The organism is Clostridium sp. AF28-12, assembly GCF_003435225.1.
Taxonomy (GTDB): Bacteria; Bacillota; Clostridia; order Lachnospirales; family Lachnospiraceae; genus Pilosibacter; species Pilosibacter fragilis.
On the sequence record NZ_QWGJ01000001.1, the window covers coordinates 210,841 to 237,025 of the forward strand.

Consider the following 26,185-nt stretch of genomic DNA (forward strand, 5'->3'; position numbering starts at 1 on the left):
GCTGAGCAGCCGGGCGACAAGGAGGAGATCGGCCTGACGCTCCACTTAGAACGCGACGGAGACCCGACTGTGGAGATCAGTCTGTATCGGTACGATGGAAGCAATTGTCTTGCCGTTGTGGACGGCGCGCCGGTATCGCTGGTTACAAGATCGCTCATGGTGGATCTTGTGGAGGCGGTGCATGGGATCGTGCTGAAATAAGAGGGTATATTTGGAAAGTGGATAAAGGATAAATGGATCAAGGGGACGGGGGACCGTTCCCTTTTTTCTGTTGGGAAATTTTGCGTTTTATGTGCGGTTTTATACGGGAGGCGATTGTGTAGGGAGAAGGTGGAGTGTATAATGGAAGGGAACTTAGGAATGGGGGGAGAATATGTAAGGTAGATTATGGTAAAGTTACGAATAAGCGTCATTTAAAAGAAAATAATATATAGTGCATAGTGGTTACAGTGCGTGTGCAGAATTTACATATAAAAACTTTTGACATGCAAAAATTGCATATTAAAATTGACAATATGCAAAAAATGCACTATGATGAATATAGAGGTGCAAAATATGATGACGCTGAAAGAATTGAGAGTAGAAAAACAATTAACACAGCAGCAGGTGGCTGATCTTGTTGGGATTTCTCTGCGCTCATATATCTCATACGAGAATGATGAGAAAAAAGCAGGAACATTTAAATACAAATATATTGCTGAAAAGTTGGAGAAAATAAATCCAATTGATGAAGAACATGGAATTCTCGAGATTGAATTTATAAAGCAGAGATGTGCCGCTGTATTTAAAAATTATGAGGTAAACTTCTGCTATCTTTTTGGTTCGTATGCAAAAGGCAGAGCAACAGAGACCAGTGATGTGGATCTTTTAATTTCGACAAATGTGAGAGGACTAAAATTTTATGGTCTGGTTGAGGAAATAAGGACTGCGCTGCATAAGAAGGTGGATATCCTGGATCTTAATCAACTGAAAGACAATCTGGAATTGACGAAGGAAATATTACAAGATGGGATAAAAATATATGGATAATATCAAGAATGATCATTACTACATTCAAAAGCTCCAACAGGATCTGACATTTATTGTAATGCATATGCGGAATGTGGATATAGAGGAGTTGTTGCTCAGTTTACGACGATGGGATCTGATTATATCGCTGAGTTGACATCTGAATTGGAAAGTGTTATCAACAAAGAAGTAATGGAGACCAGAGAACGTATTCTCACAGAATACCAGGAAAAATTATCTCGAATTGATGAGGATGCTACGGATAAACAGCTTGACTTTGGAACTGTTGATCTGATTAAAGGTGTATTAAGCAATATGAGAGAAAATGCGGCTGCCTGGTGTTCTGATGACTTTGCGTCTGAAACGGTTGATGATGTCGGAGAGACTACATATGAAGAAAAAGTATATTATGAGAAAGTAGGTCAAGAAGAGGAAAAGGTTGCTGCAGGAACTGAAAAAGTAAAGGTAGGCACCAAGAAAGTTAAGGTTGGATCACATCGAGAAAAAACAGGTACGAGAACTGTGAAAAACCCGAAGAAGAAAGGATTCCTTGGATTCTTAAAATTCTGGCAGAGTGATTATATTGAGGAAGATGTATATGAAACTGTAAATGATTATAAAGATGAAGATGTTTATGAGACAGTTATCAAGTATAAAACTGTCATGCATTGGAAATTCCACCTGAAGAATTGGAAAGTATCTATCAAGTAGTGCTGGAAGAAGCACCGGAATTTAATGTCGAAAAGATATATCGGAAAATATTAGAGGGTAGATAGTAATAAAGAGCAGGCGGATATGGGAAGCACCTTCGTAAACACGAAAACGAGATTTTCTATACCATATATTTTACACGAAAACAAGATTTTTGATCAGCGTGGAGGTGTATTTATGGAACCATTAAAAAATTTTACAGTCCATTTTGACAGTAAAAAGAGGATAAGAAAAATTCACTCTGAAAAAGAGTTTGAATAAACGAAGCCAATAAACTACCCCCGCAGATCCTTTTTTACGAGGCTCTGCGGGGGTAGTTGCCTTAGCCGGATAATCTTCCCGGCACGTTCATATGGTGAATCATAACAGATTTATTTATACAGTAACTTTCTGATAGGTCTCTGTCATACCGGTTCCGTCTTTGCGGATTCCGGCAAATAATGAGCCTGATATATTGTGCCATACGCTGAAGATCGCTCCGGGAAGCGTAGCCAGTGGATTGGCTGCAAAATTAGCGGTTGCAAGGGAAATGGCAAGTCCGCTGTTCTGCATTCCGACTTCAATTGCAATCGCAGTGGCTTTATTATATTCGATATGTAAAAGTTTTGCGGCGCCAAGTCCGATCCCCATTCCGCAGAGATTGTGAAGTGCCACAACTCCAAGCACGAGCAGACCACAGCTTATGATCTTCTCTGAATTGACAGAGACGATTCCGCTGATGATCATGACGATCGACACAACAGAAATCAGAGGGAGTACTTCTGATATTTTCTGGATCTGCTTTCCGAAGCAGCAATTGATCAGAATACCAAGAAGAACCGGAATCAGTACAACCTTCACGACAGAAATTACCATCGCAAGGAAAGATACTTCTACCCAGGCACCGGCCAGCAGATACACGAGTAATGGTGTCATCAGTGGAGCTGCAAGGGTGGAAGTGATCGTCATTCCAACCGAAAGCGCTACATCACCTCCGGCAATATATGTAATGACGTTGCTTGCTGTTCCGCCGGGACAACATCCCACCAGAATAACGCCAAGTGCAAGATCGGTCGGAAGCTGCATCAGCCTGCATAACCCCCATGCCACAATAGGCATGATCGTATATTGTGCAACAAATCCGATAACGATTTCTTTGGGTCTTGAAAAAACCCGTTTAAAATCTTCGATCTTAATGGTCAGTCCCATGCCGAACATGGCAACACCTAAAAAGGTGGAGGTATACCTGGTTGTCCATGCGAATCCGTCATGCCAGAAAAATGCGATCACAGAGAAACAGATAATGATGATTCCAATATGTTTTGTAAGGAAAGAGCTGGCTTTCCCAGCTTTTTTCATTAAGTGTTCCATCCCTTATACCTCGTAGCTGAAGTTGTCGATCAGTCTGGTTTTTCCGATATAGACTGCCATAGCGACCAGAACATCTTTTTCTACGCTTTCTACCGGCTGCATATCCAGTGCATCTACCATAGATACATAATCGATCTTTGCCAGAGGCTCCGCTTCAATGATCGCACGCATTTTTGCTAATACTTCTTCTGCCTTGATTCCCTTACAGATAGTATCCTGACCGGCTTTTACGGCTCTTGAAAGACAAAGAGCGGCTGTTCTTTCTTTTTCACTTAAATATGTATTTCTGGATGATTTGGCAAGGCCGTCTTCTTCACGGATGATCGGGCATCCTACGATCTGGATATCAAAATTCAGATCCTGTACCATTTTGCGGATGATCGCCAGCTGCTGTGCATCCTTCTGACCGAAATACGCTCTGTCCGGTGCTACAATGTTGAATAACTTGGAAACGACCGTACAAACACCTTTAAAATGAATGGGTCTTGTTTTACCGCACAGGGTATCGGATAAAGTATCAATGCTTACAAATGCATGCGGATCATGGTACATATCTGTTGGTTCCGGGTGAAAGATGAGATCGGCTCCAAGGCTCTCGCAGAGTTCGCTGTCACGTTTGAAATCTCTTGGATATGCTTCCAGATCTTCGGTCGGTCCAAACTGTGTCGGGTTTACAAAATCGGATACGACAACGATATCATTTTCTTCGCGGCACCGTTTGATCAGACTTGCATGTCCTTCGTGCAGGAAGCCCATTGTCGGCACAAGTCCGATGGTTTTTCCTTCTTTTTTCCAGTTCTTGATTAAAGCTCTTGTTTCCTGTACTGTTTTTGTTACCTGCATGATGTTCTCCTTTTTAAAAATAAATTAGGAGATAGCCTCTTGTTCTGAATTCAACAAATTTCATTTTTATTGATAAGTTACAGTCAAGCTTATCATTATGCCATATCTTTCAGTAATCCGTGCTTTTCATAGTTTGTAACACGGCTGATCTTATTCGCATCATCTACAAACACAACCTGTGGTTTATGTTCCTTGGCTTCTTCAGCCTCATATTGTGCGTAACACATGATAATGATCTTGTCACCATTGCTTACGCATCTTGCCGCAGCACCATTCAGGCAGATCATTCCGCTTCCGCGTTTGCCGCAGATCGTATAAGTTTCAAACCGGCTTCCGTTGTTCACATCCACGATCTGAACTTTTTCATATTCCATAATTCCTGCTGCTTCCAGCAGCTCTTCATCGACAGTAATACTTCCGACATAATCCAGTTCGGCCTGTACCACGGTAGCACGATGAATTTTTCCTTTTAACATCTCAACAGTCATTTCTTATTGGTCTCCTTATAAAAAAAGCATTCGTCAAGGCATACTTGTCCCTGCAAATGCTTTTGCTATTCTTCGTATTCCCTGAGTCTTATTTTATGTCTTGATAAATATAAGCTTGATTTCCACCGGTTCCGGCGGGGTAACTTTTCAATATGAAATTGTTGTGATTCAGTCAGAGTATAGTTTTGTAGTATTCCAAATACTATCTCCGCGGCTATTATGACATTTTAGAAAAGGAATGTCAATACGAAGATGGAAATGAACGGTAACCAGTCAGCGCAACAAGTGTACAGACCTGTTCACAGTTACAAAGAAGCTATCTTGTGATATAAGCCTTCAACAGCTCGAAGGTATTGCGAACTCCGTCCATATGGGAACGTTCGTAATTATGGGAGGCATAGACTCCCGGGCCGATGAGACCGTGACGGATATCATATCCGGCGCGCAGGGTAGTCTCCACATCGGAGCCATAATGAGGATAAATATCAATGGCATAATCCAGCTTTTTCTCCTTCGCAAGGTTGGAAAGAGCCGTGATCAGATCATAGTTATAAGGACCACCGGAATCTTTGGCGCAGATCGAAACCATCCGTTCGGTGCAGCCAAGGTCGCTGCCGACACAGCCCATATCGACAGAAATCATCTCCTCTGTATCATCAGGAACGACACTTCCGCCGTGCCCTACTTCTTCATATACTGTAAATAATAAAGAAACCTTGCGGTTCAGCTTCCAGGCATCTTCACGTACTGCTCTGGCAAGACCCAGCAGGATAGCGGCGGAAAGCTTGTCATCCAGAAAACGGCTTTTGATGTATCCGCTTTCTGTCACAACCGTGCGGGGGTCCATGGCGATGATGTCACCGGTCTGGATTCCAAGCGCCAGAGTATCCTGATCGGAAGTGACATTTTCATCCAGCAGGATCTCCATATTTTCTTCGATCAGCTCGGTCTTCTGATCAGCCACGTGGGAAGAAGGTTCCTTGTTCAGCACTACACCGGTGTAAACTTTGCCGTCACGGGTGTGGATCGTGCAGTTCTCGCCGTCCGCCGTGGACCACTGATGACCTCCGATGGTTGTGGGCCGGAGACGTCCGTTCTCCTTGATGGAGCGGACCATAGCTCCCAGTGTATCCACATGGGCTGCCAGTACCAGAGGAGAGCCGGAACCACCCAGAGTAACGAATACATTCCCCTTATTGCTGCGCTCCGGGGAATACCCCAGAGAAGATAATTCGGACAACAGGTAATCAGTCACTTTTGCTGTAAAGCTGGACGGACTTGGGATAGAAGTCAAGGTGTATAACTGCTCTTTGATAAAATTCATATGAGAGTTCATGTCTACATTCCTCCTGAAGGATATTTCTGATTACTATTGTAGCGAACCGGAGAAAAAAGGTCAACAAAGGACCTGACGAAAAGAAGAACGATCCGGCTCACCGCCAACCGATAACGATCAGAAAATGAGGTCTGCAAATCCGGTGGATACCAGGAATAAGACGAGCATTACGACCGGTACGACATAGCGGATCATGAAACGGTACAGACCGGCGCGCTTGAAGGATTCTCCGTTTCGTTCCACTTCACCGATGATCCAGTCAGGCCCGATCACCCAGCCGATCAAAATACTGGTCAGGAGGGAGATGAACGGCATCAGGAAGCTGTTGCTGAGATAGTCCATAACATCGAGCAGCTGTGCGATGGATCCGTTTGGAAGCTTCAGCTCAAAATAAAGCTTGTTGTAACCAAGACAGATCAGTACGGCAGTAATGAGTGAATAAATACCAACGGCGCCGCACATGCTCTTACGCGGTTTGTGATATAATTCCATGCAGTTTGCGACCAATGTTTCCATAACGGATACGCAGGAGGTCAGCGCCGCGAAGCCCATCATCAGGAAGAATGCGATCGCTGCAGGACGTCCGAATACTCCCATGGAATTAAAAACCTTAGGCAACGAGATAAAGATCAGGCTTGGACCGGAAGCCATTCCGTCATTTCCGAGGAATACGAATACGGCCGGGATGATCATCATTCCCGCAAGGAATGCAACACCTGTATCAAAAAGCTCGATCTGATTGGTCGCCTTGTTTAAATCAATTTCATTTTTTACATAAGAGCCGTAGGTGATCATGATTCCCATGGATACGCTTAAGGAGAAGAATAACTGGCTCATCGCGTCCAGAAGGATCTCTAAAAAGCGTTTTACGGTCAATCCATGAAAGTCCGGCTTTAAATAAATAAAGAGCCCCTGTATACCGGTACGGACTGTACCATCGGCATCTGTATGGGACAAGGTCAGGCAGAAGATTGCAATGACCACGATCAAAAGGATCAGTCCCGGCATGATGATGCTGGAAAACTTTTCGATTCCTTTTTCAACACCGCGAAATACGATCCACGCAGTGAGTGCAAGGAAAATCAGCATAAATACGATCGGTGCGACATCGGATGTGATGAAGGAGGTAAAATAACCATCCGCCGCAGCTTCTGTTCCGTCAGAAACAAGATAAATAAAAAAATACTTTGCGATCCATCCGCCGATCACAGAATAGTAAGTCATGATCAGGGCCGGAACCAGAAACGTTAAGCGTCCCAGAAATTTCCATTTCGGATCAAGTGCTTCGAAGGCTCTCAGTGCATTTTTCTTTGTCTTTCGTCCGATCGCAACGTCAGTTGTCAGCAACACAAAGCCAAAGGTCAATACGAGCACAAGATAGATCAAGAGAAACAGACCGCCCCCATCCTTCGCACAAAGATACGGAAATCTCCAGATATTTCCGACACCTACAGCACTTCCGGCAGCCGCTAAGACAAATCCGATGGACCCGGAAAAACTACTTCCTTTTTCTTTCATTTTTAAATCCCCTTTTCCAATACATGTTGATCTCAGTTGAGAACACTCCCACCTCTTTCAGGTGATGAGATAAACGCTGGCGCCCCACAGCCAATAGCTCTATTCTATATGAAAAAAGATAAAGTGCAAATCGGAGAAGTTTCTTTACGAGAAATTTTGCACGCAAAAAGTTTCGTATCGCTTTACAAATCACCGGGTTCTCCGATATAATTGTTTGAGAAATCAAGGAATAAGAAGAATGGATAGTTTAAGGAAACAATATGAGTGAATTTACCTGTTATGTAGGAGAACAGATACGAAGATACCGGAAAGCCGGAAATATGACATTGCAGGATCTGGCAGATGCCATCCATAAAAGCAGGGCGACTATATGCAAGTATGAAAACGGGGAAATCTCCGTTGACGTTGAAACATTATATGAGATCAGCCAGGTTCTTCAGGTATCGATCTCCCAGCTTACCACATATCTTCCGGAATCCGGGAATGAACCGGTCAGTATCCCGGGGAGAGGACAAAAGAGCCCGTTCTTCCAGGCGCAGAGATTATACTTTTACTTTTATGATGGACGATCCCAGCGCACAAAGGACGGTGTCATTGATATATATGAAAAGAGAGGCGAAACCGGAAAATACGAGGCGACCCTGACGATCTGTACGGTTTCTGCCAATGGAAGAAGCAGCGAGATCTTTTACACCGGAAGAGTCGTTTACAGCGATATGCTGATCCGTTTTTCCTTCGTCAATCAGTATAATCCGCTGGAGGAGGATCTTTTGTATATTTTCAATCCTCTGGAGCGGAGAGATTATACGATGGGACTTTTGTGCGGAATTTCCAGTGCGGATCTCATGCCATGCGCATACAAATGTATGGTCACGTTAAAGCCGCAGGAGCATTCGGAAAGCTTCCGAAGCCAGCTGCTTTTCACAAAAAAGGACCTGAAACGTCTGGAACAGCTCAATATGCTGCTGGTAGATAATATTGAGAAGTAGAGATTCAGACGGGAATGGAAACAGGAAAACAGGGTGACAATAGGATATCAAAGGAGAAGGAGAGAAGAGATTGTTGCGAACAAAAAAGGCATTTTTTCAAGGTACTCTGTTGATCGTCGGTATGGTCATGCTGTGCGCCGGCGTCATGCGGGGAGAGGCGGATACCGTGTTAAGTAAGGCGATCAGGCTGTGTTTGGAGTGTGTTGGAATTGGATAACAGAAAACATATCATATCAAAGAGCCTGAGCCGGTTTCGCGGTTGGATTCAGGCAGCGGCGGCGCTTCTTACGAACCTTCATCTGCCGAATTTTTTTAAAGGCGGGATCTATCAGGGAAAGGCAAAGGCAGTCTGCGTGCCGGGTCTGAACTGCTATTCCTGTCCGGCGGCATCCGGTGCCTGTCCGATTGGCTCCTTTCAGGCGGTGGTCGGCTCATCGAAATTCAGCTTTTCTTATTATATAACCGGATTTCTGATCCTGGTTGGTGTCCTTTTAGGGCGCTTTATATGCGGATTTTTGTGCCCCTTTGGCTGGCTGCAGGATCTTCTTCACAAAATTCCGGGAAAAAAGTTGTCCACGGAAAGGCTTAAGCCTCTGACTTATCTTAAATATGCCGTGCTGTTTTTTACCGTGATCGCACTGCCGGCGCTTGTTGTAAATGATGTGGGAATGGGGGACCCATTCTTTTGCAAGTATCTTTGTCCGCAGGGAGTTTTAGAGGGGGCAATTCCCTTGTCAGTCGTTAATCCGGGGATTCGGTCGGCATTGGGACAGCTGTTTACCGGAAAGCTTATGATCCTGATCGGAGTTTTCGTTCTAAGTGTGCTGTTTTATCGGCCGTTCTGCAAATGGATCTGTCCCCTCGGTGCGTTTTATGCGCTGATGAACAAGGTATCCCTGCTTGGGATCAAAGTGGATGAACACAGATGCATCTCCTGCGGAGCATGCAGAAGAGTCTGTCAGATGGATGTCGATGTCACAAGCTCACCCAATCACACGGAATGTATCCGGTGCGGGAAGTGTATCAATGCCTGTCCCACGGATGCCGTCAGCTTTTGCTACGGTTTTGCGTCCGACTCAAATAGAAATGGAGAAAAGAAATGAAACGATCATATATGACAGCGATCCTGTTCATCCTTGTGCTGGCATTTGGCCTCACAGCGTGCGGGGGAGCAAAGAATAACAAGGAAACTGCCTCCGGGCAGACGTCAGAGAGCGGAACGTCACTGTCCGCGGAGCCGGGAGATGCCAAAGAAGCAGCAGACCTGTATCAAAAGCTGATGCAGAAGGAGGAGGACATCCAGTCAGCCAATGCAGAGCTCTGGGAAAAGCTGTTCCTGACGATCGATAAGGATCAGGTGGTAAGTGGAGACAATAATAATTACGGCGATTTTCTTCTGAAGGCGATCGAAGCTGCAAAGGATCAATTTACAGCAGATGAGTTGAAAATTCTGAATGACGGAGCCGGACAGATCCGGGAGATCGAGGAAAAAATGATGGCTCTGGAGGAGAAATATCCGGATTGCGTCAAGATGCCGGGGGAAGGTGAGAGTACTGCGGCAGGAAATGCTGGGAGCGGTCAGGAAAAGTTCCCGGACTTTCAGGGAAAGGATCTCGATGGCAAGGAGGTAAACAGCAGTGAACTCTTTTCCGGCAATACCGTAACCGTCGTGAATTTCTGGTTTACGACCTGCAAGCCCTGTGTCGGAGAGCTTGCGGATCTGGATGCGCTGAATCAGGAGCTGGCGCAAAAGGGCGGTGCGGTCGTAGGAATCAATGCATTTACGCTGGACGGCGATGAGGGTGCGATTGCCGAGGCGAAGGAGATCCTGTCAAAAAAGGGAGCAGCCTATCAGAATCTCTGGTTTGACTCCGATAGCGATGCCGGTCGTTTTACCGCCGGACTGTATGCATTCCCAACGACCTATGTCGTTGATCAGAACGGGAACATCGTGGGACAGCCGATCGTAGGCGCGGTCACATCCCCGGAGCAGACGAAGGCGCTTAATGCCCTGATCGAGCAGGCGCTTGCTACTTGTAAAAGAAATCCCCGCCCCGTATAATAAAAGTCAGGGAATGGAAACATGATTTCCAGGAAAACATTTGAATGGAAAAGGTGAAAAAAGGTGCAGACAGACCAGAAAACAGGCACACAGGCGGCGGACCCGATGACGGGGGAAGAGGTGCTGACTTGTGCGATCAATATTGGGGAGCAGCTTTTGGTGAGTGGGGCGGAGATCAGCCGTGTGGAGGACACGATCCAGAGGATCTGCAATGCGTACGGGATCCGGCAGAGCCATATTTTCTCCATCGCCTCATGTATTATCGTGACGCTGGAGACGAAGGAGCGGCAGTGGATCACGCAGACGCGTAGAATTCTGAGCTACGGGACGGACATGTGGAAGCTTGACCGGCTGAATGATCTTTCCAGGCGGATCTGCGCGACACAGCCGTCCTTTGAGGTGATCGACCGGGAGTACGAGAAGATATTGAAGGGGCCGACCTATTCCCCGGCGGTGCAGTGCGCGGTCTATGCGATGACTGCGGGGGCGTTTGCGGTATTTTTCGGGGGGAATCTCTGGGACGGATTTGCGTCGCTGTTTGTGGGGGCGCTGATCCGGGTGACGTTGTACGCGTTTGCGGCGATCCATATGAAGGCGATCTTCTCAAATATCCTCTGCTCCCTGATCTCCGGCATCGCGTGTATTCTCGTATGCTATATCGGACTTGGGCGGCATGTGGAGATGATCATGATCGGAAATATCATGCTGTTGATCCCGGGTGTTCTGATGACGAACTCGTTCAGGGATTTTATCAGCGGGGACATGATCAGCGGACTTCTTCATTTCTCGGAGGCGATGATCACGGCGGTCTGTGTGGCGGTCGGGTTTATTATGTCTAAAATGCTTCTTGGAGGTATGTTATGATTCAGGATGTGATGTCCGTTATCGCGGCGTTTTTTGGTTCCCTGGGATTTTCTATCATTTATAACATCCGGGGGCAGAGGCTCTGGATTCCGTCTATCGGCGGCGCCGTTTTCTGGGCCTTGTATCTGGTGTTTCTGTATTTTGTGGATAATGAATATCTGGGATTTTTCGTGATTGCGATTTTGATTACGATCTACTCGGAGATCTGGGCGAGGATTTTAAAGACTCCGGCGACGACGATTTTGATGCCGACGGTCATTCCGCTGATTCCCGGAGGATCCCTGTATTACGCGATGGATGCGGCGCTTCGCCATGATGCTCCGGAGTTCATCCTGAAGGCCCAGAAAGCCATCGGGCTTGCGGTTGCGCTTGCGGCCGGAATCATGATCGTTACGTCGTTAAGGCGGCCGATCGAGGCAGTGATGCATGTTATAAAAAGAAAACAATTGACGAACAAATGTTCGTAATATATAATAGTGATGTGGGAAAGCAGAATACATGAAAGGCGGCCTGCCCTCCGGTTTCGGAGGGACTAACCCTCCAGACGAAAGAAAGGAGGGCGATGCCAATGTACGTTACATATTCGGATTTAATCCAGATAGGTATCTTCATTGTCGCTCTCGTTGGATTGTGTTACACAATCTTCGGGAAAAGAAAATAGCCGCCACTACTGCAATAGTGACGGCTGTTACAATGTAACAAACTAAACTATGAAGGGTAGGCCACATGGATCTGACTTTCCCCTTTGTATTTATAGTGTAGCATATTTGAAAATTGAATTCAAGTCTTTATTTATTTTCCGTCGACACCGACATTACAGGTACAATCTTCCCTTCAGCAGCCTTCTTAAACATCTCCTCCATCGTATGCCATCCCAGCACTGCGCACTTAACACGCGCCGGCATATGGGACACATCCTGTAAGATGGAAGCTTCCTCCAGAGGTTCCAGTTCATCGCCCTTTGCAGTTCCTTTGATCATCTCAAGAAACAGATTCGCGAGGCGCAGCGCCTCATCCTTTTTCTTTCCAATGATCAAATCTAACATCATATCCGCGGAGGCCTGGGAGATCGCGCAGCCGTCCCCGACGAAAGCTCCGTCGACGATCTCATCGTTCTCGACTTTTAATTTCAGCCAGATATCATCACCGCAGCTCGGGTTTACGCCCTCTAAGACGAGGTTTGCGTCCGGCAGCTCATGCTTGTGGGTCGGATGAAGATTGTGTTCAATTAAAATTTCATTATAAAATGTATTACTCATATCCCATTTTTCTCCTTAATCCGCCAAGACTCTCAAGGAATGCCCGGATCTCCTCCTCGGTATTGTAGAACGCGAGGCTCACACGCGTCGTGGAGGCGGTTCCAAGGTACTGTAACAGCGGCTGTGCGCAGTGGTGACCGGCGCGGACACAGATATTGTCAGCGTTTAAGATCTCTGCCACATCATGGGGGTGAACGCCGTCGACAGCGAAGGACAGGATTCCGTGATGGTTGTCCGGATCGCTGCTCCCGAGAACACGGATTCCGGGAATATTCATCATGCCCTCGTAGGCGATTCTAGTGAGCCTGTTCTCCTGTGCCTCGATCGCGTCGAAACCGATATTTTTCATGTAGCGGACTGCCTCAGCCAGCGCGTAAGCGCCTCCGGCATTGACGGTTCCCGCCTCGAACTTATGCGGAACCTCCGCCCAGACAGCGCCCTCTCTTGTGACAGATTCGATCATCTCGCCTCCGGTGAGGAAGGGCGGAAGCTTCTCAAGAAGCTCTTTCTTTCCGTAAAGAGCGCCGATTCCCATTGGAGTCAGCATCTTGTGACCGGAGAAAGAAAGGAAATCCACCCCCAGATCCTGCACGTCAACAGCGATATGCGGAACACTCTGGGCACCATCGCCGACCAGGATCACACCGTGGCGGTGGCAGATCTCAGCGAATGTCTTTAAATCATTCCTGCATCCGAGAACATTGGAGATCTGCGTGATTGCGGCGATCTTCGTGCGGTCCGTGATCATGCTCTCCAGACGCTCAGCCGGGATCGTTCCGTCCATGTCGCATTCTAAATATTTTACCGTCGCGCCGTAACGCTTTGCGGCCTGCTGCCACGGAAGAATATTGCTGTGATGCTCCATGATGCTGACAATGATCTCATCGCCCGGCTTTAACAGGTACTCAGAGAGGGTGTAGGCCGCAAGATTCAGGCTCTCTGTGGCGTTTCTCGTAAACACGATCTCCTCCGGACATGACGCGTGAAGGAAGTCAGCGACCGTCTTTCTCGCGTCCTCATAACATTCCGTTGCCTCTTCACTTAACTCGTAGAGACCGCGGAACGGGTTTGCGTTATATTTCTCATAAAACCGCTTTTCCGCATCCAGAACACATGCAGGCTTCTGGGAAGTCGCCGCATTGTCCAGATATATGATATCACGGTTTTTTAACAGCGGGAAATCTTCCCGGATCTTATTTACATCCATTGGAACCCTCGCTTTCTAAGTAGGAGGCAACGTCTGCCTTCGTCTTCTCATCAGGTACGAAACGGAGAACCGCGTCGATCCTTGCTTTCGCCATCATTTTGTAGATCTCGGCGAGAGCCATGCCGCGGCTTTCCAGATAGAATACAAGGTCCTCATCCAGCTTTCCGATGGTGGCACCATGGTTTCCTTCCACATCCTCCTCGGCGCAGAGGATCAGCGGGATCGTCTGGTTGACCACGTCATCGTCGAGAAGAAGAACGTCCTCTTTCTCGTTTCCGACAGCCCCCGCAGCGCCCTTCTTAAAGTCGATGGTCCCGCGGAACAGCTTTCTCGCGTTTTCATGGAGCACGCCGTCGGTCCTGATCTCACTGACGGATTTCTTTCCCTCGTGGAGTGCCACGTAGTTCATATCGAGCACGCAGTCATCGGCAACTGTGTAGGCGATGTCTGCTGTAAAATTACTCTTTTTGCCGATAAGTTCAGCCTTACAGCCGTTGTAAACCCGGTCACCGCCAAGGAATAAGTGGATGACGGAGAGTTTCGCACCATCAGCAACCTTTGCCCCGATATCATTCAAAACGGTCTTCGCGTTTTTGTTGCGGATGATCTGGACAAGAGTCACCTTCGCGTCTTTTTCCAGAATTAATTTTGTCTGCACGGCGGAAAGCCCGGTGTGTTCAGACTGGGAGACGGCAGCAGGATTTTCTCCGACCGGGCTGGGACTTCCGGTCCGTTCAGGATCGACGCTTCGTTCAGCCGCCATATCCATGATAACGGTCATATTGCTTCCTTCTTTTGCCAGAATTCCAAAGGTGTTCAGGCTGTGCTCAAAAGCACCGTAGGCAAATCTGATCCGCGCCGGTTCCCCGGAGACATCGCTGTCAGCAGAGAGCAGTACCGCGCCTGCGGCACTTTCCTTTACAAGCATGTCCATATCGGATCCCATGCCGCCTGTGACATCCTTAAAACGGTCCGGAAGACCGGCAGGGCAGACAGTCTTTGCGATCCCTTCCGGGATCTCAAGGTTTCCTTCATGCGCTCCGGAGACAGAAATCCCGGAGATCGCAGTCTCATTCATTTTCAGCCAGTTCCATGTCTTAGAAGGGAGCTGGTTGATCTTCATGTTCTCCATCATCCAATACTTCCTTTCATTTCCAGATGGATCAGATTGTTCATCTCCACCGCGTATTCAAGCGGAAGCTCCTTCGAGACATTGTCGGCGAAGCCGCTGACGATCAGGGCTCTCGCGTCCTCCTCGGAGATTCCGCGGGACATCAGATAGAAGACGGCATCGTCGCTGATGCGTCCGATCTTTGCCTCATGTCCGACATCGGCGTCCTTTGTGCGGATATCCATCGCCGGGATCGTGTCGGAACGGGAGATATCGTCGAGCATCAGGGACTGGCAGGAGACAGCGGATTTGCTGCCCTTTGCCTTTGCGGATACGACAACGGAGCTTCGGAAGGTGCTGATCCCGCCGTCCTTGGAGATCGATCTCGTATTTACATAGGAAGAAGTCTTTGGAGCGTTGTGGACCACCTTACATCCGGTATCGAGGTTCTGTCCCTTACCGGCGAATGTGATCCCGGTGAATTCGGATCTTGCGCCCTCACCGTTTAACACGCTCATCGGGTAGAGGTAAGAAACATGGGAACCGAAGGAACCGGATACCCACTCGATGACTCCGCCTTCCTCGACCTTCGCCCGTTTTGTGTTTAAATTGTACATATTTTTCGACCAGTTCTCGATTGTGGAGTAGCGGAGCTTTGCGTTCTTTCCGACGTAAAGCTCAACGCATCCGGCGTGAAGATTGGCCACATTGTACTTCGGAGCGGAACATCCCTCGATGAAATGTAAGGATGCGCCCTCATCGACGATGATCAGGGTGTGCTCAAATTGTCCGGCACCTGCGGCATTTAAACGGAAGTAGGACTGCAGCGGGATCTCGACGGAAACTCCCTTCGGAACATAGACGAAGGAACCGCCGGACCAGACAGCGCCGTGCAGGGCTGCAAATTTGTGGTCATGAGGCGTCACGAGCTTCATAAAGTGGTCCTTTACCATATCGGCATATTTGCCGGTCAGGGCGCTCTCCATATCTGTGTAGATGACGCCCTGCTCCGCAACTTCCTTGCGGACGTTGTGGTAGACGAGCTCGGAGTCATACTGGGCACCGACGCCTGCGAGAGAGGTGCGCTCCGCCTGCGGGATCCCGAGCTTTTCAAAGGTATCCTTGATCTCCTCCGGGACCTCGGACCAGTCCCCTTTCATCTTTGTGTTGGCACGGACGTAGGTCGCGATGTTGTCCATGTTTAAGCCTTCGATGGACGGGCCCCAGTCCGGAACCTTCATTTCATTATATACTTTTAAGGAATTTAACCGGAAATCATGCATCCACTCCGGGTCATGTTTCTCCTCGGAGATCTTTTCCACAATGTCCTCGGTGAGACCGTTTTTAATACGGTAAGCGTCCTTCTCGTCATTGCGGAAGTCGTACATGTTGCGGTCAACGTCCTCAACATACGTCTTTTCCTTCATTCGTTGTTCTCTCCCTTCTCGTTCGCGGAAGCGATAAACTGCTCGAAGCCGTTCTCATTGATCTCATCGACGAGAGAACCCTCGCCCTCGGCAACCAGGCGGCCGTCTACGAGAACATGGGTCTTGTCCACGTGGAGAGACTCCAGGATCCTTGTGCTGTGGGTGATGATGAGGAGTGCGCCGTCCTTGCTCTTCTGGTACTCCTCGATTCCCTTGGAAACGGTGCGGACCGCGTCGACATCGAGACCGGAGTCTGTCTCATCGAGGATCGCTAAGGATGGATTTAAGAGGAGAAGCTGCAGGATCTCCGCTTTCTTTTTCTCACCGCCGGAGAAGCCGACGTTCAGATCACGGAAGCCGTAGGATGGATCCATGTCGAGAACCTCCATGGCTTTCTGGAGTTCTTTATTGAAATCCCAGATGCGGACATTCTTTCCGGTTCTCGCGGAGAGGGCGCTGCGGATGAAGTTGGAGAGGGAGATTCCCGGAACTTCAAGCGGATTCTGGAAGGAGAGGAACATGCCGAGCTTTGCACGCTTGTCAGCGGCTTCTTTCGTGATGTTCTCGCCTCCGAAGAAGATCTCACCGTCTGTCACATGATAGTTCGGGTTCCCCATCAGGGTGCAGCCGAGTGTGGATTTTCCGGCACCGTTCGGTCCCATGAGTACGTGGGTCTCGCCTTTGTTGATCGTTAAGTTGATCCCGTGAAGAATGGATTTGTCTTCCACATCCACGGAGAGATTTTTTACATTTAATAATGGTTCTGACATATCGGATTCCTCCATGTATTTTATATAAGGTAAAAATGTAGGTTTCAGCAATTTCCGGACAGATATGAACCGGCACCGGAGCTGATCTCCGGGATACGTTCCGTCTGCCGGGACTAAACCTAGTCACTTACTAGGTGATGCAATGATATTATACCTGTATTGAGAAAAATATGCAAGAAGCAATTCCTACAAACATGCTATGAATTGGTATTTATTCCTGTACAATCCGATATTTCCGGCAAAATCTGCAGGATTCATGAAACTGCAACAATCGGAAAACAATTCTGAAACATGGGCATGGTAGGCTGAGCAAAACAGCGGAAATCACAGACGGGATCGGACCGGAGGCAGGAGGTTCTATGCAGAAATTTTGCAAACCTTACGAAAATATAAAATCATTATAAACTGGAAAAACAGATATTGACAGAATGACAGGGTGTCACTATAATGTTGACAGGTTGTCACTTTTACAAAAGAAGGGAAATGTCAGAAATACGTTTTGTGATTTCGACAGAAGGGAGATGGAATTATGCCGACCGAGCGGTTTTTGCGGCTTCCGAAAGAAAAAATTGAAGCAATTCGGATCGCAGCGGTAAAGGAGTTTATGAGAGTGCCTCTCGAGGAGGCATCGATCAACCGGATCGTCCACGATGCGGATATATCAAGGGGAAGCTTTTATACATATTTTGAAGATAAGCAGGATCTGTTGAGGTGGCTGATCTATGCCCAGGCAGAACAGCATTTTAAGAACTATATCGAGCGGCTTCAGGAAAACGGAGGCGATCTGTGGGATATGCTTGAGAATGTGTTCGACCGCGGAATGGATCTTATGGAGCGGGCCGGATTGATCGAAATTTTCCAGAATCTGATCAAGAGCGCGAAGTTCATGGAAATTTTCAGGGGCGATCCGGAGTCTGACCCGCAGGTATGCCGGGAAAATCAGAGGTTTATGAAGCTTTTATATGAAAATATCGATCAGGACAAAGCACCGATCAGCAGAGAGGCCTTAAATGAACTGATCGAAATGCATATGGTAGTATTTATCATGTCGATCAAGCGCTTTTTCCGTGACGGGGAGGCGAGAGAGGAAGCTTCCGAGTATTACAAACGTCATATCCATATGCTTCACTACGGCATATGTGCATATAGATCAGACAGCAGGGAAGAGGAGCAGCGGTAAGGAATAGAAAAGCTGCCCGCGAAACAGAACATGCGGATTGGAAGACAAAAAAGGATCCGCAGGAGAGATCAAAAAGCAACAGGTTGCAGAAAATGAGGAGGAACCATGAAAAAAGCAGGTAAGATCGTAATCGGGCTTGTATGCGTCGGCGCATTTGGAGCCCTGATGTTCACAAGATTTACGAAAAAAGAAGAGCCGATTGAGGCCGTTCCGAACCCGACCGTCGTCGTCCAGACACCGGAGACAGGAAATATTGAACTTTCCACAGGACTGACCGGTACCGTGGAACCGGCCGATCAGGTGTACATCATCCCGAAGGGAAGCGGAGAAGTACTGGAGGTCTATGTAAATCAGGGCGATACCGTACAGAAGGGGCAGAAGCTGTTCCGCATCGACAACAAGCAGTTAGACGCGGCAAGAATCACGTTAAATACGACCCAGGTATCCTTAAATGATGCCCAGACATCTGTAAACAGGATGAAGGCGCTCTACGAGAGCGGGGATATTTCCGCCCAGGCCTACGAGCAGGCGGTAAGCGGTCTGTCCATGGCGAAGCTCCAGTATGATTCCGCAAAATTAAACTATGATACCCAGAGCGAGAACACGGTCGTTACCGCGCCGATCGCCGGTGTCTTAGAGCAGTTCGGCGTGCAGGTGCATGATATGTCTGCGGGCGGTTCTGTCGCAGGCGTTGTATCCGGTGCAGGCGGAAAAACACTGACCTTCAACGTGTCGGAGCGTGTCATGAAGGGATTAAATATCGGTGATCCTGTGACGGTGGAGAAGAACGGAACGGATTACAGCGGCGCGATCTCCGAGATCGGCAGCATGGTGGACGCGTCCACAGGACTTTTCAAGGTGAAAGCGACCTTGGGGGACGCGGACGGACTTGCCAGCGGAACGATGGTAAAGGTTTATGTGACAGCGGAGAAGGCGGACAACGTCATGGTCGTTCCGGCGGATTGTGTCAACTACAGCAACGGAGATGCCTACGTCTATACATATGATGCTGCGACAGCAACAGCGAAAAAGACTCCGGTGGAAGACGGGCTCATCGATTCCGACAAGATCCAGATCGTTTCCGGACTTTCCTATGATGACGAGGTCATCACAAGCTGGTCCAAGGAGCTTTATGACGGCGCCGCTGTGAATATTCAGGGCAGTGATGACAGTGCGGAAACGACAGTCGACAGCAGTGAGACAACAGCAGAAGAGACTACAGAAGCCGCAGAAACGGCAGCAAAATAAGGAGGCACAAGGAACATGGGACTTACCAAAAAGGTCTTAAAACGGCCGGTCACAACTGTTCTTGTTGTGCTCTGCCTGATCGTATTCGGTCTCAGCTCGATCTTTTCATCCCAGCTTGAGCTGATCCCGGAAATGGAGATGCCGATGCTTATCATCAGCGCAGTCTACCCGGGAGCGAGCCCGGATGACGTGGATCAGCTTGTGATCAGTAAGATAGAGGATGAGATCGGAACGCTTTCCGGTGTCGATTCTGTCACCAGCATGTCTTCGGAAAACTTCGGAATGGTTCTGGTCCAGTATGACTATGACCAGAATATCGATAAAGCCTACGATGACTTAAAGAAAAAGCTGGACGGGATCAAGTCGGATCTCCCGGATGATGTCGATACCCCGACGATCATCGAGATGGATATCAACAGTACACCGTCCATCACCCTCGCAGTCAACAATGACAGCGTGGATAACCTCTATAACTACGTAAATGGCGATATCGTTCCGGAGATCGAAAAGCTGACCTCCGTAGCCAGTGTCGATGTATCCGGTGGCCAGGAGGCTTACATCAAGGCGGAGCTGATCCCGGAAAAATTAAGCCAGTATCATGTGAACATGAATACGATTGTTGCGGCTTTAAAGTCTGCGGACTTTTCCATGCCGATCGGAAGTACCTCCGTTGGAAACAAGGAGCTTTCCGTGACATCCGGAACATCCTTTGACACGATGGAGCTTTTAAAGAAGATCCCGATCACACTGGGTAACGGAAATATCATCTATATGGAAGATGTTGCCAATATCTACAATACCGTTGAGGCAAAGGACAGTATCGGACGTTACGACGGCAAGGACACGATGACGATCGGTGTCAAGAAAAATCAGGACAGCGACCACATTACCGTTTCCAGGGCAGTCCAGGAGACAATGGAAACGTTAAAAGCACAGGATCCGTCTCTGGAGTACGTCGTTGTCAACGATTACAGTGATCAGATCAGCGATTCCTTAAAAAGCGTATTCCAGACCATGATCATGGCAGTCATTATCGCGATGTTCATCATCTGGCTGTTCTTCGGGGATATCAAGGCATCCCTGATCGTCGGAACTTCCATCCCGGTATCAATTTTAGCGGCCCTCATCCTCATGAAAGCCATAGGCTTTACGCTAAACGTCATCACCCTGTCGAGTCTGGTCCTCGGTGTCGGAATGATGGTTGATAACTCGATCGTAGTTCTGGAGAGCTGCTTCCGCTTTACGGATAAGGGCGGCGGCTTTATTGAAACGAGAAAAGCCGCGATCGATGGTACGGCAGCCGTTCTGGAATCCATCATCGGTGGTACCGCTACGACCTGTGTCGTATTTATCCCGTTAGCCCTGATCTCCGGAATGAGCGGACAGATGTTCAAGCCGTTAGGCTTCACGATCGTATTCTGTATGATCGCGTCCTTGATCTCCGCGATGACGCTTGTACCGCTCTGCTACGTGTACTACCGTCCGAAGGAGAAGGAAAATACCCCGGCATCCGGCATCATGAGAGCTCTGCAGAATGGATACCGTTCCCTGATGGAGAAGCTTTTAAAGAAAAAAGCGATGGTCATGGGAACCGCCGTTGTGCTTGTGATCTTCTCCCTGTTCCTTGCGACAAAGTTAAAGACAGAGCTTATGCCGGCAGATGATCAGGGAACGATCGCGGTGACGATCGAGACCCAGCCGGGTCTTAAGATCGAGGAGGTCGATAAGATCCTCCAGAGAGCAGAAGACTATGTGACTCAGGATCCGGATCTTGATTCCTACATGCTCTCCTACGGAAGTTCCGGACTTTCCATGAATATGGGCGGAAGCGGAGCGACCCTGACGGCATATTTAAAGGATGACAGAAGCAGAAAGACGGATCAGGTGCTCAAGGAATGGAAACGCGATATGCAGAAATGGTCGGATTGTTCGGTCAGTCTGGAAAGCCAGAGCTCTCTGGGCAGTGGGATGTCCATGGGAAATGCGGAGGATCTCGAATATATTCTTGTCAGCACACAGTACGATGACTTAAAGAAAGTATCGGATGAGATCGTTTCCGAGCTCCAGAAGCGCCCGGATGCGACAAACATCCACTCTTCCCTTGAAAACAGCGCTCCCCTTGTAAAGATCAATGTGGATCCGGTCAAGGCGGCAGCGGAGGGACTCTCCCCGACCGCAGTTGCTTCCCAGGTATACATGATGGTCAGCGGAACGACGGCAACGACCCTGAATGTTGACGGAAATGATATCGATGTAAAGGTTGAGTACGCGGATGATGAGTACGATACGATCGATAAGCTTCAGGGGATCGTTCTTCCGACAGCGACCGGCGGATCCGTAGCTCTTATGGATATCGCGGATATCGGCTTTAAGGACAGCCCGCAGAGTATCACAAAGAGCGATAAGCAGTATCAGGTGACCATCACCGGTACGCTGACAGAGGGAGCGGACAGCACGACAAAACAGAAGATTCAGAAGGATGTGATCGATAAGCACTTATCCGGCACGATCTCCATGCAGGAAAACACATCCACAAAGATGATGAACGAAGAGTTTGCATCCCTGGGACAGGCGATCGCCACAGCCGTATTCCTCGTATTTGTTGTAATGGCTGCACAGTTCGAGTCACCGAAGTTCTCCATCATGGTGATGACGACGATCCCGTTCGCCCTGATCGGTTCCTTCCTGTTCTTGTGGTTAGTTGACTGCCCGATCAGCATGACCTCCCTGTTAGGCTTCTTAATGTTAGTCGGAACGGTAGTAAACAACGGTATTTTGTACGTCGATACGGCGAACCAGTACCGGGCAACGATGGACTTTAAGGAGGCGGTCATTGAAGCCGGCGCGACACGTATGCGCCCGATGTTCATGACAACGCTCACGACGATCGTGGCAATGATCCCGATGGCGGCGGCTTACGGAAATGCAGGTAAGACGATGCAGGGACTTGCACTTGTGGATGTCGGTGGACTGATCGTCTCCACGGCGATGGCACTTCTTGTTCTTCCGGTCTTCTATGTGATCATGAGCGGAAAGAATACGGATAAGGAAGAAATCGTTGACGTAGATTAAGCTTTGAACATTGAAAGCGGATCCCTGCAGAGTCTGCAAGAGACGGCCGCTGCCCGGTCGGGAGGCGGTCAGCCGGAATGCGGAATGCTCTGCGGGGCTTCCTGCTTTTGGAAGCGGAAGTCGGGGTGAATAAAATTGCCACCGGATTGCCGTATTTGGAAAGAAAATGTAAGAGAAATGTTATTGCGTTTCTGCGATGAAATCGTTATGCTCATAGATGGAGGGAAACCTATGAGACAGAATCAATGGAAAAAGGCAGGTCTGACCGTGCTCTCAGCCGTTTTTATGGGAAGTCTTTCCCTGGCGGCAGCGGGTACCGGAATTCCTGCGTTAGCTGCGACGAAGGACGTCGCGGTCACAGAATATGACGAAGCAGCGCTTGAAAAGTTTAAGGACAATACCCTGGAATACTGGGAGCTCCCGGGACTGATCGAGAGGTATAATACGGATTATCAGAACCAGCTGCAGAAGTATTATTACAATCCGGGCGGATCCACGGGCCTTACAAAGGACCAGATGTTAGCGCTGGCGGCGGATCTCCGCGCGGAGGCGGATGAGCTGGAGAATGACGCGGGTGATCTGAAAAATGACAGCTCAACCCGCAGAGAATATAAAGAATATAGGACAAACATGCATGCCCTGCGCGCTTATGCGCAGCAGCTGGAAGATACCGCAAATGGAAAAAAGAACGGCGGCTCAGCACTCCGCGGACTTCGTATCGCGAGAAATGAGAAGACAAAAACCGCAAGGGAAGCGATGCGCACTTATGAGACATTAAAGGATCAGTATGATATTGCTGTCTTAAATCAGGAGATCGCAAAGCAGAATTATGAGGCGGCACTGAAGAAAAAAGATCTCGGAATGATGTCAACGGAAGATGTTCTGACCGTAGAAGATGCCTTAAATTCCGCAAACGGAAGTGCGCTTCAGGCGGCATCCAGTCTAAACAGCCAGAAGCAGACGCTGATCACGATGTTAGGCTGGGAGTACAACGCGGACCCGGAGATTACAAAGGTTCCGGAACCGGATCTTGCGGTGATCGATTCCTTCGATCCGAAGAAGGACGAGGCGAAGGCCATCGAGATGAACTATACGCTGTATGATACAAGAATGGCAAAGGCCAGTTCCTCCGGCGGAGCAGTAAAGAAAGCCAGAAATATCAAGGACCAGGAAGATTCTATCCGTTCTTCCCTGGATCTTATGTACCAGGACGTAAAGCAGAAACGGAAAGCCTACGAGGCATCTGAGACGCTTTACGGAGCCGCAAAGGCCGACAAGGCAGCTGCTGACAGGAAAAATGCCCTCGGAATGATGAGCCGCCAGGAATACCTCCAGGCGGAGTCCGCATGGCTTTCCAGTGAGGCATCCCACACAGCGGCAAAGCTCGACCTTACAGGAGCAATCGAAAACTATCAGTGGGCGCTTGAGGGACTTCTCGATATCGGTTCCTCATCGCAGAGCTAAAGGAGAATCAGAATGAAAAGAAATTTGACAGGACGTGTGATTCCGGCAGCACTTGCGCTTGCGCTTGCGGCAGCGCCTGTGAACGCTTTCGCAGCGACGAAGGCGGTTCAGGCGACCGGTGTTGCGGATGAGAACGGATTTATATCCCAGCCGGGAAATGAGTACGATGACGCGACGATGAAGAAGCTCGCGGATAACATGCTGGAATATGACGAGATCGGGAAGCTTGTTGAGGTCTACAGCCCGACGTTTAAGACAGTGAAAGAGACATATTCCGATAAGAAGGACGCAGCAAAGGATGTCGTGAAGCTGAAATCAAAATTACTGGATAGTTCGGGAGAGCTTGCGGATACGGCAAGTACACTGAAAGGCTCTCTTGACGCAGCCAAAGAGATGATCGGTAAAGTTCCGGCAATGACTCCGACAAACTACGCACAGCTCTATTACAGTTCAGAACTCATGGACTACCAGGCAGACGCAATTGCGCTGCAGGGCGACAGCCTGGAACAGGTATCCCCGGAGCAGATGCATATCAAGCTTGTGGACAGCACCCGCGCGGCGCTGACCGCCGGCGCCCAGAGCGCCATGATCGGCTACAAGCAGTTAAAGCTCAACGAGGAGAGCTTAGAGAGCGGACTCACACTCTTAGAGGCAGTCTACCAGTCCACCCAGAACCAGGCAGCCAACGGTCTTGCGACCCAGAGCCAGGTCCTTTCCGCGAGACAGCAGCTGGAGTCCACCCAGGCAACGAAACTGACACTGACATCCAGTGAGCAGAAGCTCCGTCAGACTCTCTGCACGATGCTCGGATGGAAGTATGACGCAAAGCCGGAGATCAAGGATGTCCCGGCAGCTGATCTCACAAGGATCGACGGAATGAACCCGGAGAAGGACAAACAGGCGGCGCAGGACAACAACTTTACGATCCGATACAACGTGCTGGATCTCGACAACAAGGACGCAGGCTCCGTCGAGTACCAGAACTTACAGCGCACGATCAAGCAGGAGAAGGAAGAAGTCGCGTCCTCCCTCGTAAACCTTTACAACGACGTTCTCCAGAAGAGAAACGAGCTCCAGACAGCAAAGGCAGCTTACGAGCTGGAAAAGACGAAGATGGAGACTGCCGAGAGAAAATGGCAGTTAGGAACCATCGGACGCCTTGAGTATATGCAGCAGCAGAACTCCTTAAAGACAAAGGAGATCGCGGTGAAGACCGGAGACCTCTCATTGTTCCAGGCGATGGAGACCTATGACTGGGCGGTTAAGGGAAACTTAAGTCTTAGTCAGTAAGCTGCGGATGCGCTGAAAATAGTTCAGCGATCCGAAAACGGACTTTCACAGTGGGCAGGGAAGATGTTTCCTGCTCACTTTTTTTACCCGAAGTTTTGGCAGTATTATCAGGGGTGGCTGCAGAGACGATAGCTGTATGGGAAGTGTGTTCGCCAGTGGCCGCTGGGCTGGTGCTTTTCAGGAAACAGGCCGGTCTTGCCTTTAGCAGCGACTGAAAATCGTCCTCCGGGATCAGATTTTTCAACATTTCCTTCGATTCCTCCGGCATCGACGCATGAACGCTGTCCGTGTAGCATAAGGATGGGTACAGAACGCACCAGAAGTTGTGCCCGGCACCGTTCCCGATGGTCACCCGGACGGCTTCATACATCCCGGCGGGAAATGTCATGTCCCCGTAGGTGCGCACCGGAAACCTGCAGGTCTCGATCCCCACATGTACAGCGTAATCATACCCGAAGCTGTGGATAAAGTCTTCTGCTGCGGCTTCCAGTGTGGAAGATTCAGACAGGATATATGCTTTCAGCTCCTCTTTTCCGGCGATCTGACCCGCGGCGGCCCCGTCCCGGATCTTTTCCAGAAGAAGATCCTTCACCCGAAGCTTTAACGCCTGGTCTTTGGCGGAATCACTGTTCGCGAGAACATGGAACCGCAGGATCTTTGGGGCAATATCCGCCGCCAGAGCCTCGTCCCGCGCCCGGATGCCGGACATGGAAAGAAGAAAACAGATCAAAAAACACAGGAAAGAGAGACTGAGCTTACAGGTTCGTTTCATAGATACACCTTCTTTGCTTTTTACTTTTTATGTCAGAGGCAAATGTTATTTCCTGTTTGTAATTATTACCAGTTGTGCTATAATCTAAACGATAACATGTAAAAACAGCCCGTCCAGTGCCAGTGCATCGGGGGAAATGATTCGGGTGCACAGTGGTCCTGTAAGGAATCTGCCGGCTTTGCTGACCGGGATCACGCGCCAAATCTCACGGACGTT

At 48.8% G+C, this 26,185-nt stretch carries 26 protein-coding genes; 15 read left to right on the forward strand and 11 right to left on the reverse strand.

Translation table 11 applies throughout. The annotated features are described in order from the left end of the window. Window positions 1–69 precede the first annotated feature (69 nt). The 3 genes from DWY93_RS17755 to DWY93_RS01005 all read left to right on the forward strand — a co-directional run bounded on the left by DWY93_RS17755 (window position 70) and on the right by DWY93_RS01005 (window position 1,719). Window positions 70–201 carry a hypothetical protein gene (locus tag DWY93_RS17755; protein WP_278286464.1) on the forward strand — a complete coding sequence of 44 codons (132 nt, stop codon included), beginning with the start codon at window positions 70–72 and terminating at the stop codon, window positions 199–201. A gap of 354 nt (window positions 202–555) precedes the next feature. Then, on the forward strand, window positions 556–1,029 hold the full coding sequence (locus DWY93_RS01000) for a nucleotidyltransferase domain-containing protein (protein ID WP_117469097.1): 474 nt from the start codon (window positions 556–558) through the stop codon (window positions 1,027–1,029). Between the two features lie 171 nt (window positions 1,030–1,200). After that, the gene (locus DWY93_RS01005) at window positions 1,201–1,719 is read left to right on the forward strand and encodes a hypothetical protein (RefSeq protein ID WP_147324178.1); all 519 of its coding nucleotides are present in this window, start codon (window positions 1,201–1,203) and stop codon (window positions 1,717–1,719) included. Window positions 1,720–2,094: 375 nt separating this feature from the next. On the opposite strand, the gene DWY93_RS01010 is transcribed toward DWY93_RS01005, so the two are convergent. From DWY93_RS01010 to DWY93_RS01030, 5 genes are all read right to left on the reverse strand, one after another. After that, complete coding sequence (locus DWY93_RS01010) at window positions 2,095–3,069, reverse strand: bile acid:sodium symporter family protein (protein WP_117469099.1); 975 nt, start codon at window positions 3,067–3,069, stop codon at window positions 2,095–2,097. 3 nt (window positions 3,070–3,072) lie between these two features. Then, window positions 3,073–3,912, reverse strand: coding sequence for a pantoate--beta-alanine ligase (panC, locus tag DWY93_RS01015; RefSeq protein ID WP_117469100.1), 840 nt, complete (start codon window positions 3,910–3,912; stop codon window positions 3,073–3,075). A gap of 95 nt (window positions 3,913–4,007) precedes the next feature. Beyond that, window positions 4,008–4,400, reverse strand: coding sequence for an aspartate 1-decarboxylase (panD, locus tag DWY93_RS01020; protein WP_117469101.1), 393 nt, complete (start codon window positions 4,398–4,400; stop codon window positions 4,008–4,010). Between the two features lie 316 nt (window positions 4,401–4,716). Further along, window positions 4,717–5,736, reverse strand: coding sequence for a M42 family metallopeptidase (locus tag DWY93_RS01025; protein ID WP_117469102.1), 1,020 nt, complete (start codon window positions 5,734–5,736; stop codon window positions 4,717–4,719). Window positions 5,737–5,853: 117 nt separating this feature from the next. Further along, window positions 5,854–7,254 carry a sodium-dependent transporter gene (locus DWY93_RS01030; RefSeq protein ID WP_117469103.1) on the reverse strand — a complete coding sequence of 467 codons (1,401 nt, stop codon included), beginning with the start codon at window positions 7,252–7,254 and terminating at the stop codon, window positions 5,854–5,856. Between the two features lie 260 nt (window positions 7,255–7,514). Here DWY93_RS01030 and DWY93_RS01035 point away from each other — a divergent pair, with 260 nt between their 5' ends. From DWY93_RS01035 to DWY93_RS17825, 7 genes are all read left to right on the forward strand, one after another. Beyond that, the gene (locus tag DWY93_RS01035; RefSeq protein WP_117469104.1) at window positions 7,515–8,243 is read left to right on the forward strand and encodes a helix-turn-helix transcriptional regulator; all 729 of its coding nucleotides are present in this window, start codon (window positions 7,515–7,517) and stop codon (window positions 8,241–8,243) included. 70 nt (window positions 8,244–8,313) lie between these two features. Next, the gene (locus DWY93_RS01040; protein WP_117469105.1) at window positions 8,314–8,460 is read left to right on the forward strand and encodes a CD1871A family CXXC motif-containing protein; all 147 of its coding nucleotides are present in this window, start codon (window positions 8,314–8,316) and stop codon (window positions 8,458–8,460) included. Next, on the forward strand, window positions 8,453–9,346 hold the full coding sequence (locus tag DWY93_RS01045; RefSeq protein ID WP_117469106.1) for a 4Fe-4S binding protein: 894 nt from the start codon (window positions 8,453–8,455) through the stop codon (window positions 9,344–9,346). The genes DWY93_RS01040 and DWY93_RS01045 overlap by 8 nt, the downstream gene beginning before the upstream one ends. Further along, window positions 9,343–10,305: a TlpA disulfide reductase family protein gene (locus DWY93_RS01050; protein WP_117469107.1), complete on the forward strand. Its 963-nt coding sequence runs from the start codon at window positions 9,343–9,345 to the stop codon at window positions 10,303–10,305. Before DWY93_RS01045 ends, DWY93_RS01050 begins: the two co-directional genes overlap by 4 nt. Before the next feature lie 63 nt (window positions 10,306–10,368). Continuing rightward, entirely contained in the window at window positions 10,369–11,169 is an 801-nt protein-coding gene (locus tag DWY93_RS01055) for a threonine/serine exporter family protein (protein ID WP_242990493.1), read from the forward strand. Then, window positions 11,166–11,636, forward strand: a complete 471-nt coding sequence (locus DWY93_RS01060; RefSeq protein ID WP_021904539.1) for a threonine/serine exporter family protein — start codon at window positions 11,166–11,168, stop codon at window positions 11,634–11,636. The genes DWY93_RS01055 and DWY93_RS01060 overlap by 4 nt, the downstream gene beginning before the upstream one ends. A gap of 101 nt (window positions 11,637–11,737) precedes the next feature. Continuing rightward, window positions 11,738–11,830: a putative holin-like toxin gene (locus DWY93_RS17825; protein ID WP_015553195.1), complete on the forward strand. Its 93-nt coding sequence runs from the start codon at window positions 11,738–11,740 to the stop codon at window positions 11,828–11,830. Between the two features lie 127 nt (window positions 11,831–11,957). On the opposite strand, the gene sufU is transcribed toward DWY93_RS17825, so the two are convergent. Genes sufU through sufC form a run of 5 tightly spaced genes read right to left on the reverse strand, consistent with a single transcriptional unit; the run spans window position 11,958 to window position 16,943 of the window. Then, window positions 11,958–12,428, reverse strand: a complete 471-nt coding sequence (gene sufU, locus DWY93_RS01065; protein WP_117469108.1) for a Fe-S cluster assembly sulfur transfer protein SufU — start codon at window positions 12,426–12,428, stop codon at window positions 11,958–11,960. After that, on the reverse strand, window positions 12,421–13,635 hold the full coding sequence (locus DWY93_RS01070) for a SufS family cysteine desulfurase (RefSeq protein ID WP_117469109.1): 1,215 nt from the start codon (window positions 13,633–13,635) through the stop codon (window positions 12,421–12,423). Before DWY93_RS01070 ends, sufU begins: the two co-directional genes overlap by 8 nt. Further along, window positions 13,622–14,770 (reverse strand): SufD family Fe-S cluster assembly protein, encoded by a 1,149-nt coding sequence (locus DWY93_RS01075; RefSeq protein WP_117469110.1) that lies wholly within the window; start codon window positions 14,768–14,770, stop codon window positions 13,622–13,624. Before DWY93_RS01075 ends, DWY93_RS01070 begins: the two co-directional genes overlap by 14 nt. Next, complete coding sequence (gene sufB / locus DWY93_RS01080) at window positions 14,767–16,173, reverse strand: Fe-S cluster assembly protein SufB (RefSeq protein WP_117469111.1); 1,407 nt, start codon at window positions 16,171–16,173, stop codon at window positions 14,767–14,769. Before sufB ends, DWY93_RS01075 begins: the two co-directional genes overlap by 4 nt. Beyond that, complete coding sequence (gene sufC, locus DWY93_RS01085; protein ID WP_117469112.1) at window positions 16,170–16,943, reverse strand: Fe-S cluster assembly ATPase SufC; 774 nt, start codon at window positions 16,941–16,943, stop codon at window positions 16,170–16,172. Before sufC ends, sufB begins: the two co-directional genes overlap by 4 nt. 529 nt (window positions 16,944–17,472) lie before the next feature. Here sufC and DWY93_RS01090 point away from each other — a divergent pair. The 5 genes from DWY93_RS01090 to DWY93_RS01110 all read left to right on the forward strand — a co-directional run bounded on the left by DWY93_RS01090 (window position 17,473) and on the right by DWY93_RS01110 (window position 25,197). Further along, window positions 17,473–18,123, forward strand: coding sequence for a TetR family transcriptional regulator (locus tag DWY93_RS01090; RefSeq protein WP_117469113.1), 651 nt, complete (start codon window positions 17,473–17,475; stop codon window positions 18,121–18,123). A gap of 105 nt (window positions 18,124–18,228) precedes the next feature. After that, complete coding sequence (locus DWY93_RS01095) at window positions 18,229–19,371, forward strand: efflux RND transporter periplasmic adaptor subunit (RefSeq protein WP_117469114.1); 1,143 nt, start codon at window positions 18,229–18,231, stop codon at window positions 19,369–19,371. A 15-nt stretch (window positions 19,372–19,386) separates the two neighbouring features. Further along, window positions 19,387–22,443, forward strand: coding sequence for an efflux RND transporter permease subunit (locus DWY93_RS01100; RefSeq protein ID WP_117469115.1), 3,057 nt, complete (start codon window positions 19,387–19,389; stop codon window positions 22,441–22,443). A gap of 231 nt (window positions 22,444–22,674) precedes the next feature. Beyond that, on the forward strand, window positions 22,675–23,907 hold the full coding sequence (locus DWY93_RS01105; protein WP_181968463.1) for a TolC family protein: 1,233 nt from the start codon (window positions 22,675–22,677) through the stop codon (window positions 23,905–23,907). 12 nt (window positions 23,908–23,919) lie between these two features. Beyond that, window positions 23,920–25,197: a TolC family protein gene (locus DWY93_RS01110; RefSeq protein WP_117469117.1), complete on the forward strand. Its 1,278-nt coding sequence runs from the start codon at window positions 23,920–23,922 to the stop codon at window positions 25,195–25,197. On the opposite strand, the gene spoIIR is transcribed toward DWY93_RS01110, so the two are convergent. Beyond that, on the reverse strand, window positions 25,187–25,969 hold the full coding sequence (gene spoIIR, locus DWY93_RS01115) for a stage II sporulation protein R (protein ID WP_117469118.1): 783 nt from the start codon (window positions 25,967–25,969) through the stop codon (window positions 25,187–25,189). The genes DWY93_RS01110 and spoIIR overlap by 11 nt on opposite strands. Window positions 25,970–26,185 lie beyond the last annotated feature (216 nt).

What these genes read in the sequence shown, in the direction of transcription:
- DWY93_RS01000 (WP_117469097.1), top strand. Translation starts at nt 556, where the DNA reads ATGATGACGCTGAAAGAATTGAGAGTAGAAAAACAATTAACACAGCAG.
- DWY93_RS01005 (WP_147324178.1), top strand. Translation starts at nt 1,201, where the DNA reads ATGGAGACCAGAGAACGTATTCTCACAGAATACCAGGAAAAATTATCT.
- DWY93_RS01010 (WP_117469099.1), bottom strand. Translation starts at nt 3,069, where the DNA reads ATGGAACACTTAATGAAAAAAGCTGGGAAAGCCAGCTCTTTCCTTACA.
- panC (WP_117469100.1), bottom strand. Translation starts at nt 3,912, where the DNA reads ATGCAGGTAACAAAAACAGTACAGGAAACAAGAGCTTTAATCAAGAAC.
- panD (WP_117469101.1), bottom strand. Translation starts at nt 4,400, where the DNA reads ATGACTGTTGAGATGTTAAAAGGAAAAATTCATCGTGCTACCGTGGTA.
- DWY93_RS01025 (WP_117469102.1), bottom strand. Translation starts at nt 5,736, where the DNA reads ATGAACTCTCATATGAATTTTATCAAAGAGCAGTTATACACCTTGACT.
- DWY93_RS01030 (WP_117469103.1), bottom strand. Translation starts at nt 7,254, where the DNA reads ATGAAAGAAAAAGGAAGTAGTTTTTCCGGGTCCATCGGATTTGTCTTA.
- DWY93_RS01035 (WP_117469104.1), top strand. Translation starts at nt 7,515, where the DNA reads ATGAGTGAATTTACCTGTTATGTAGGAGAACAGATACGAAGATACCGG.
- DWY93_RS01050 (WP_117469107.1), top strand. Translation starts at nt 9,343, where the DNA reads ATGAAACGATCATATATGACAGCGATCCTGTTCATCCTTGTGCTGGCA.
- DWY93_RS01060 (WP_021904539.1), top strand. Translation starts at nt 11,166, where the DNA reads ATGATTCAGGATGTGATGTCCGTTATCGCGGCGTTTTTTGGTTCCCTG.
- DWY93_RS17825 (WP_015553195.1), top strand. Translation starts at nt 11,738, where the DNA reads ATGTACGTTACATATTCGGATTTAATCCAGATAGGTATCTTCATTGTC.
- sufU (WP_117469108.1), bottom strand. Translation starts at nt 12,428, where the DNA reads ATGAGTAATACATTTTATAATGAAATTTTAATTGAACACAATCTTCAT.
- DWY93_RS01070 (WP_117469109.1), bottom strand. Translation starts at nt 13,635, where the DNA reads ATGGATGTAAATAAGATCCGGGAAGATTTCCCGCTGTTAAAAAACCGT.
- DWY93_RS01075 (WP_117469110.1), bottom strand. Translation starts at nt 14,770, where the DNA reads ATGATGGAGAACATGAAGATCAACCAGCTCCCTTCTAAGACATGGAAC.
- sufB (WP_117469111.1), bottom strand. Translation starts at nt 16,173, where the DNA reads ATGAAGGAAAAGACGTATGTTGAGGACGTTGACCGCAACATGTACGAC.
- sufC (WP_117469112.1), bottom strand. Translation starts at nt 16,943, where the DNA reads ATGTCAGAACCATTATTAAATGTAAAAAATCTCTCCGTGGATGTGGAA.
- DWY93_RS01090 (WP_117469113.1), top strand. Translation starts at nt 17,473, where the DNA reads ATGCCGACCGAGCGGTTTTTGCGGCTTCCGAAAGAAAAAATTGAAGCA.
- DWY93_RS01095 (WP_117469114.1), top strand. Translation starts at nt 18,229, where the DNA reads ATGAAAAAAGCAGGTAAGATCGTAATCGGGCTTGTATGCGTCGGCGCA.
- DWY93_RS01100 (WP_117469115.1), top strand. Translation starts at nt 19,387, where the DNA reads ATGGGACTTACCAAAAAGGTCTTAAAACGGCCGGTCACAACTGTTCTT.
- DWY93_RS01105 (WP_181968463.1), top strand. Translation starts at nt 22,675, where the DNA reads ATGAGACAGAATCAATGGAAAAAGGCAGGTCTGACCGTGCTCTCAGCC.
- DWY93_RS01110 (WP_117469117.1), top strand. Translation starts at nt 23,920, where the DNA reads ATGAAAAGAAATTTGACAGGACGTGTGATTCCGGCAGCACTTGCGCTT.
- spoIIR (WP_117469118.1), bottom strand. Translation starts at nt 25,969, where the DNA reads ATGAAACGAACCTGTAAGCTCAGTCTCTCTTTCCTGTGTTTTTTGATC.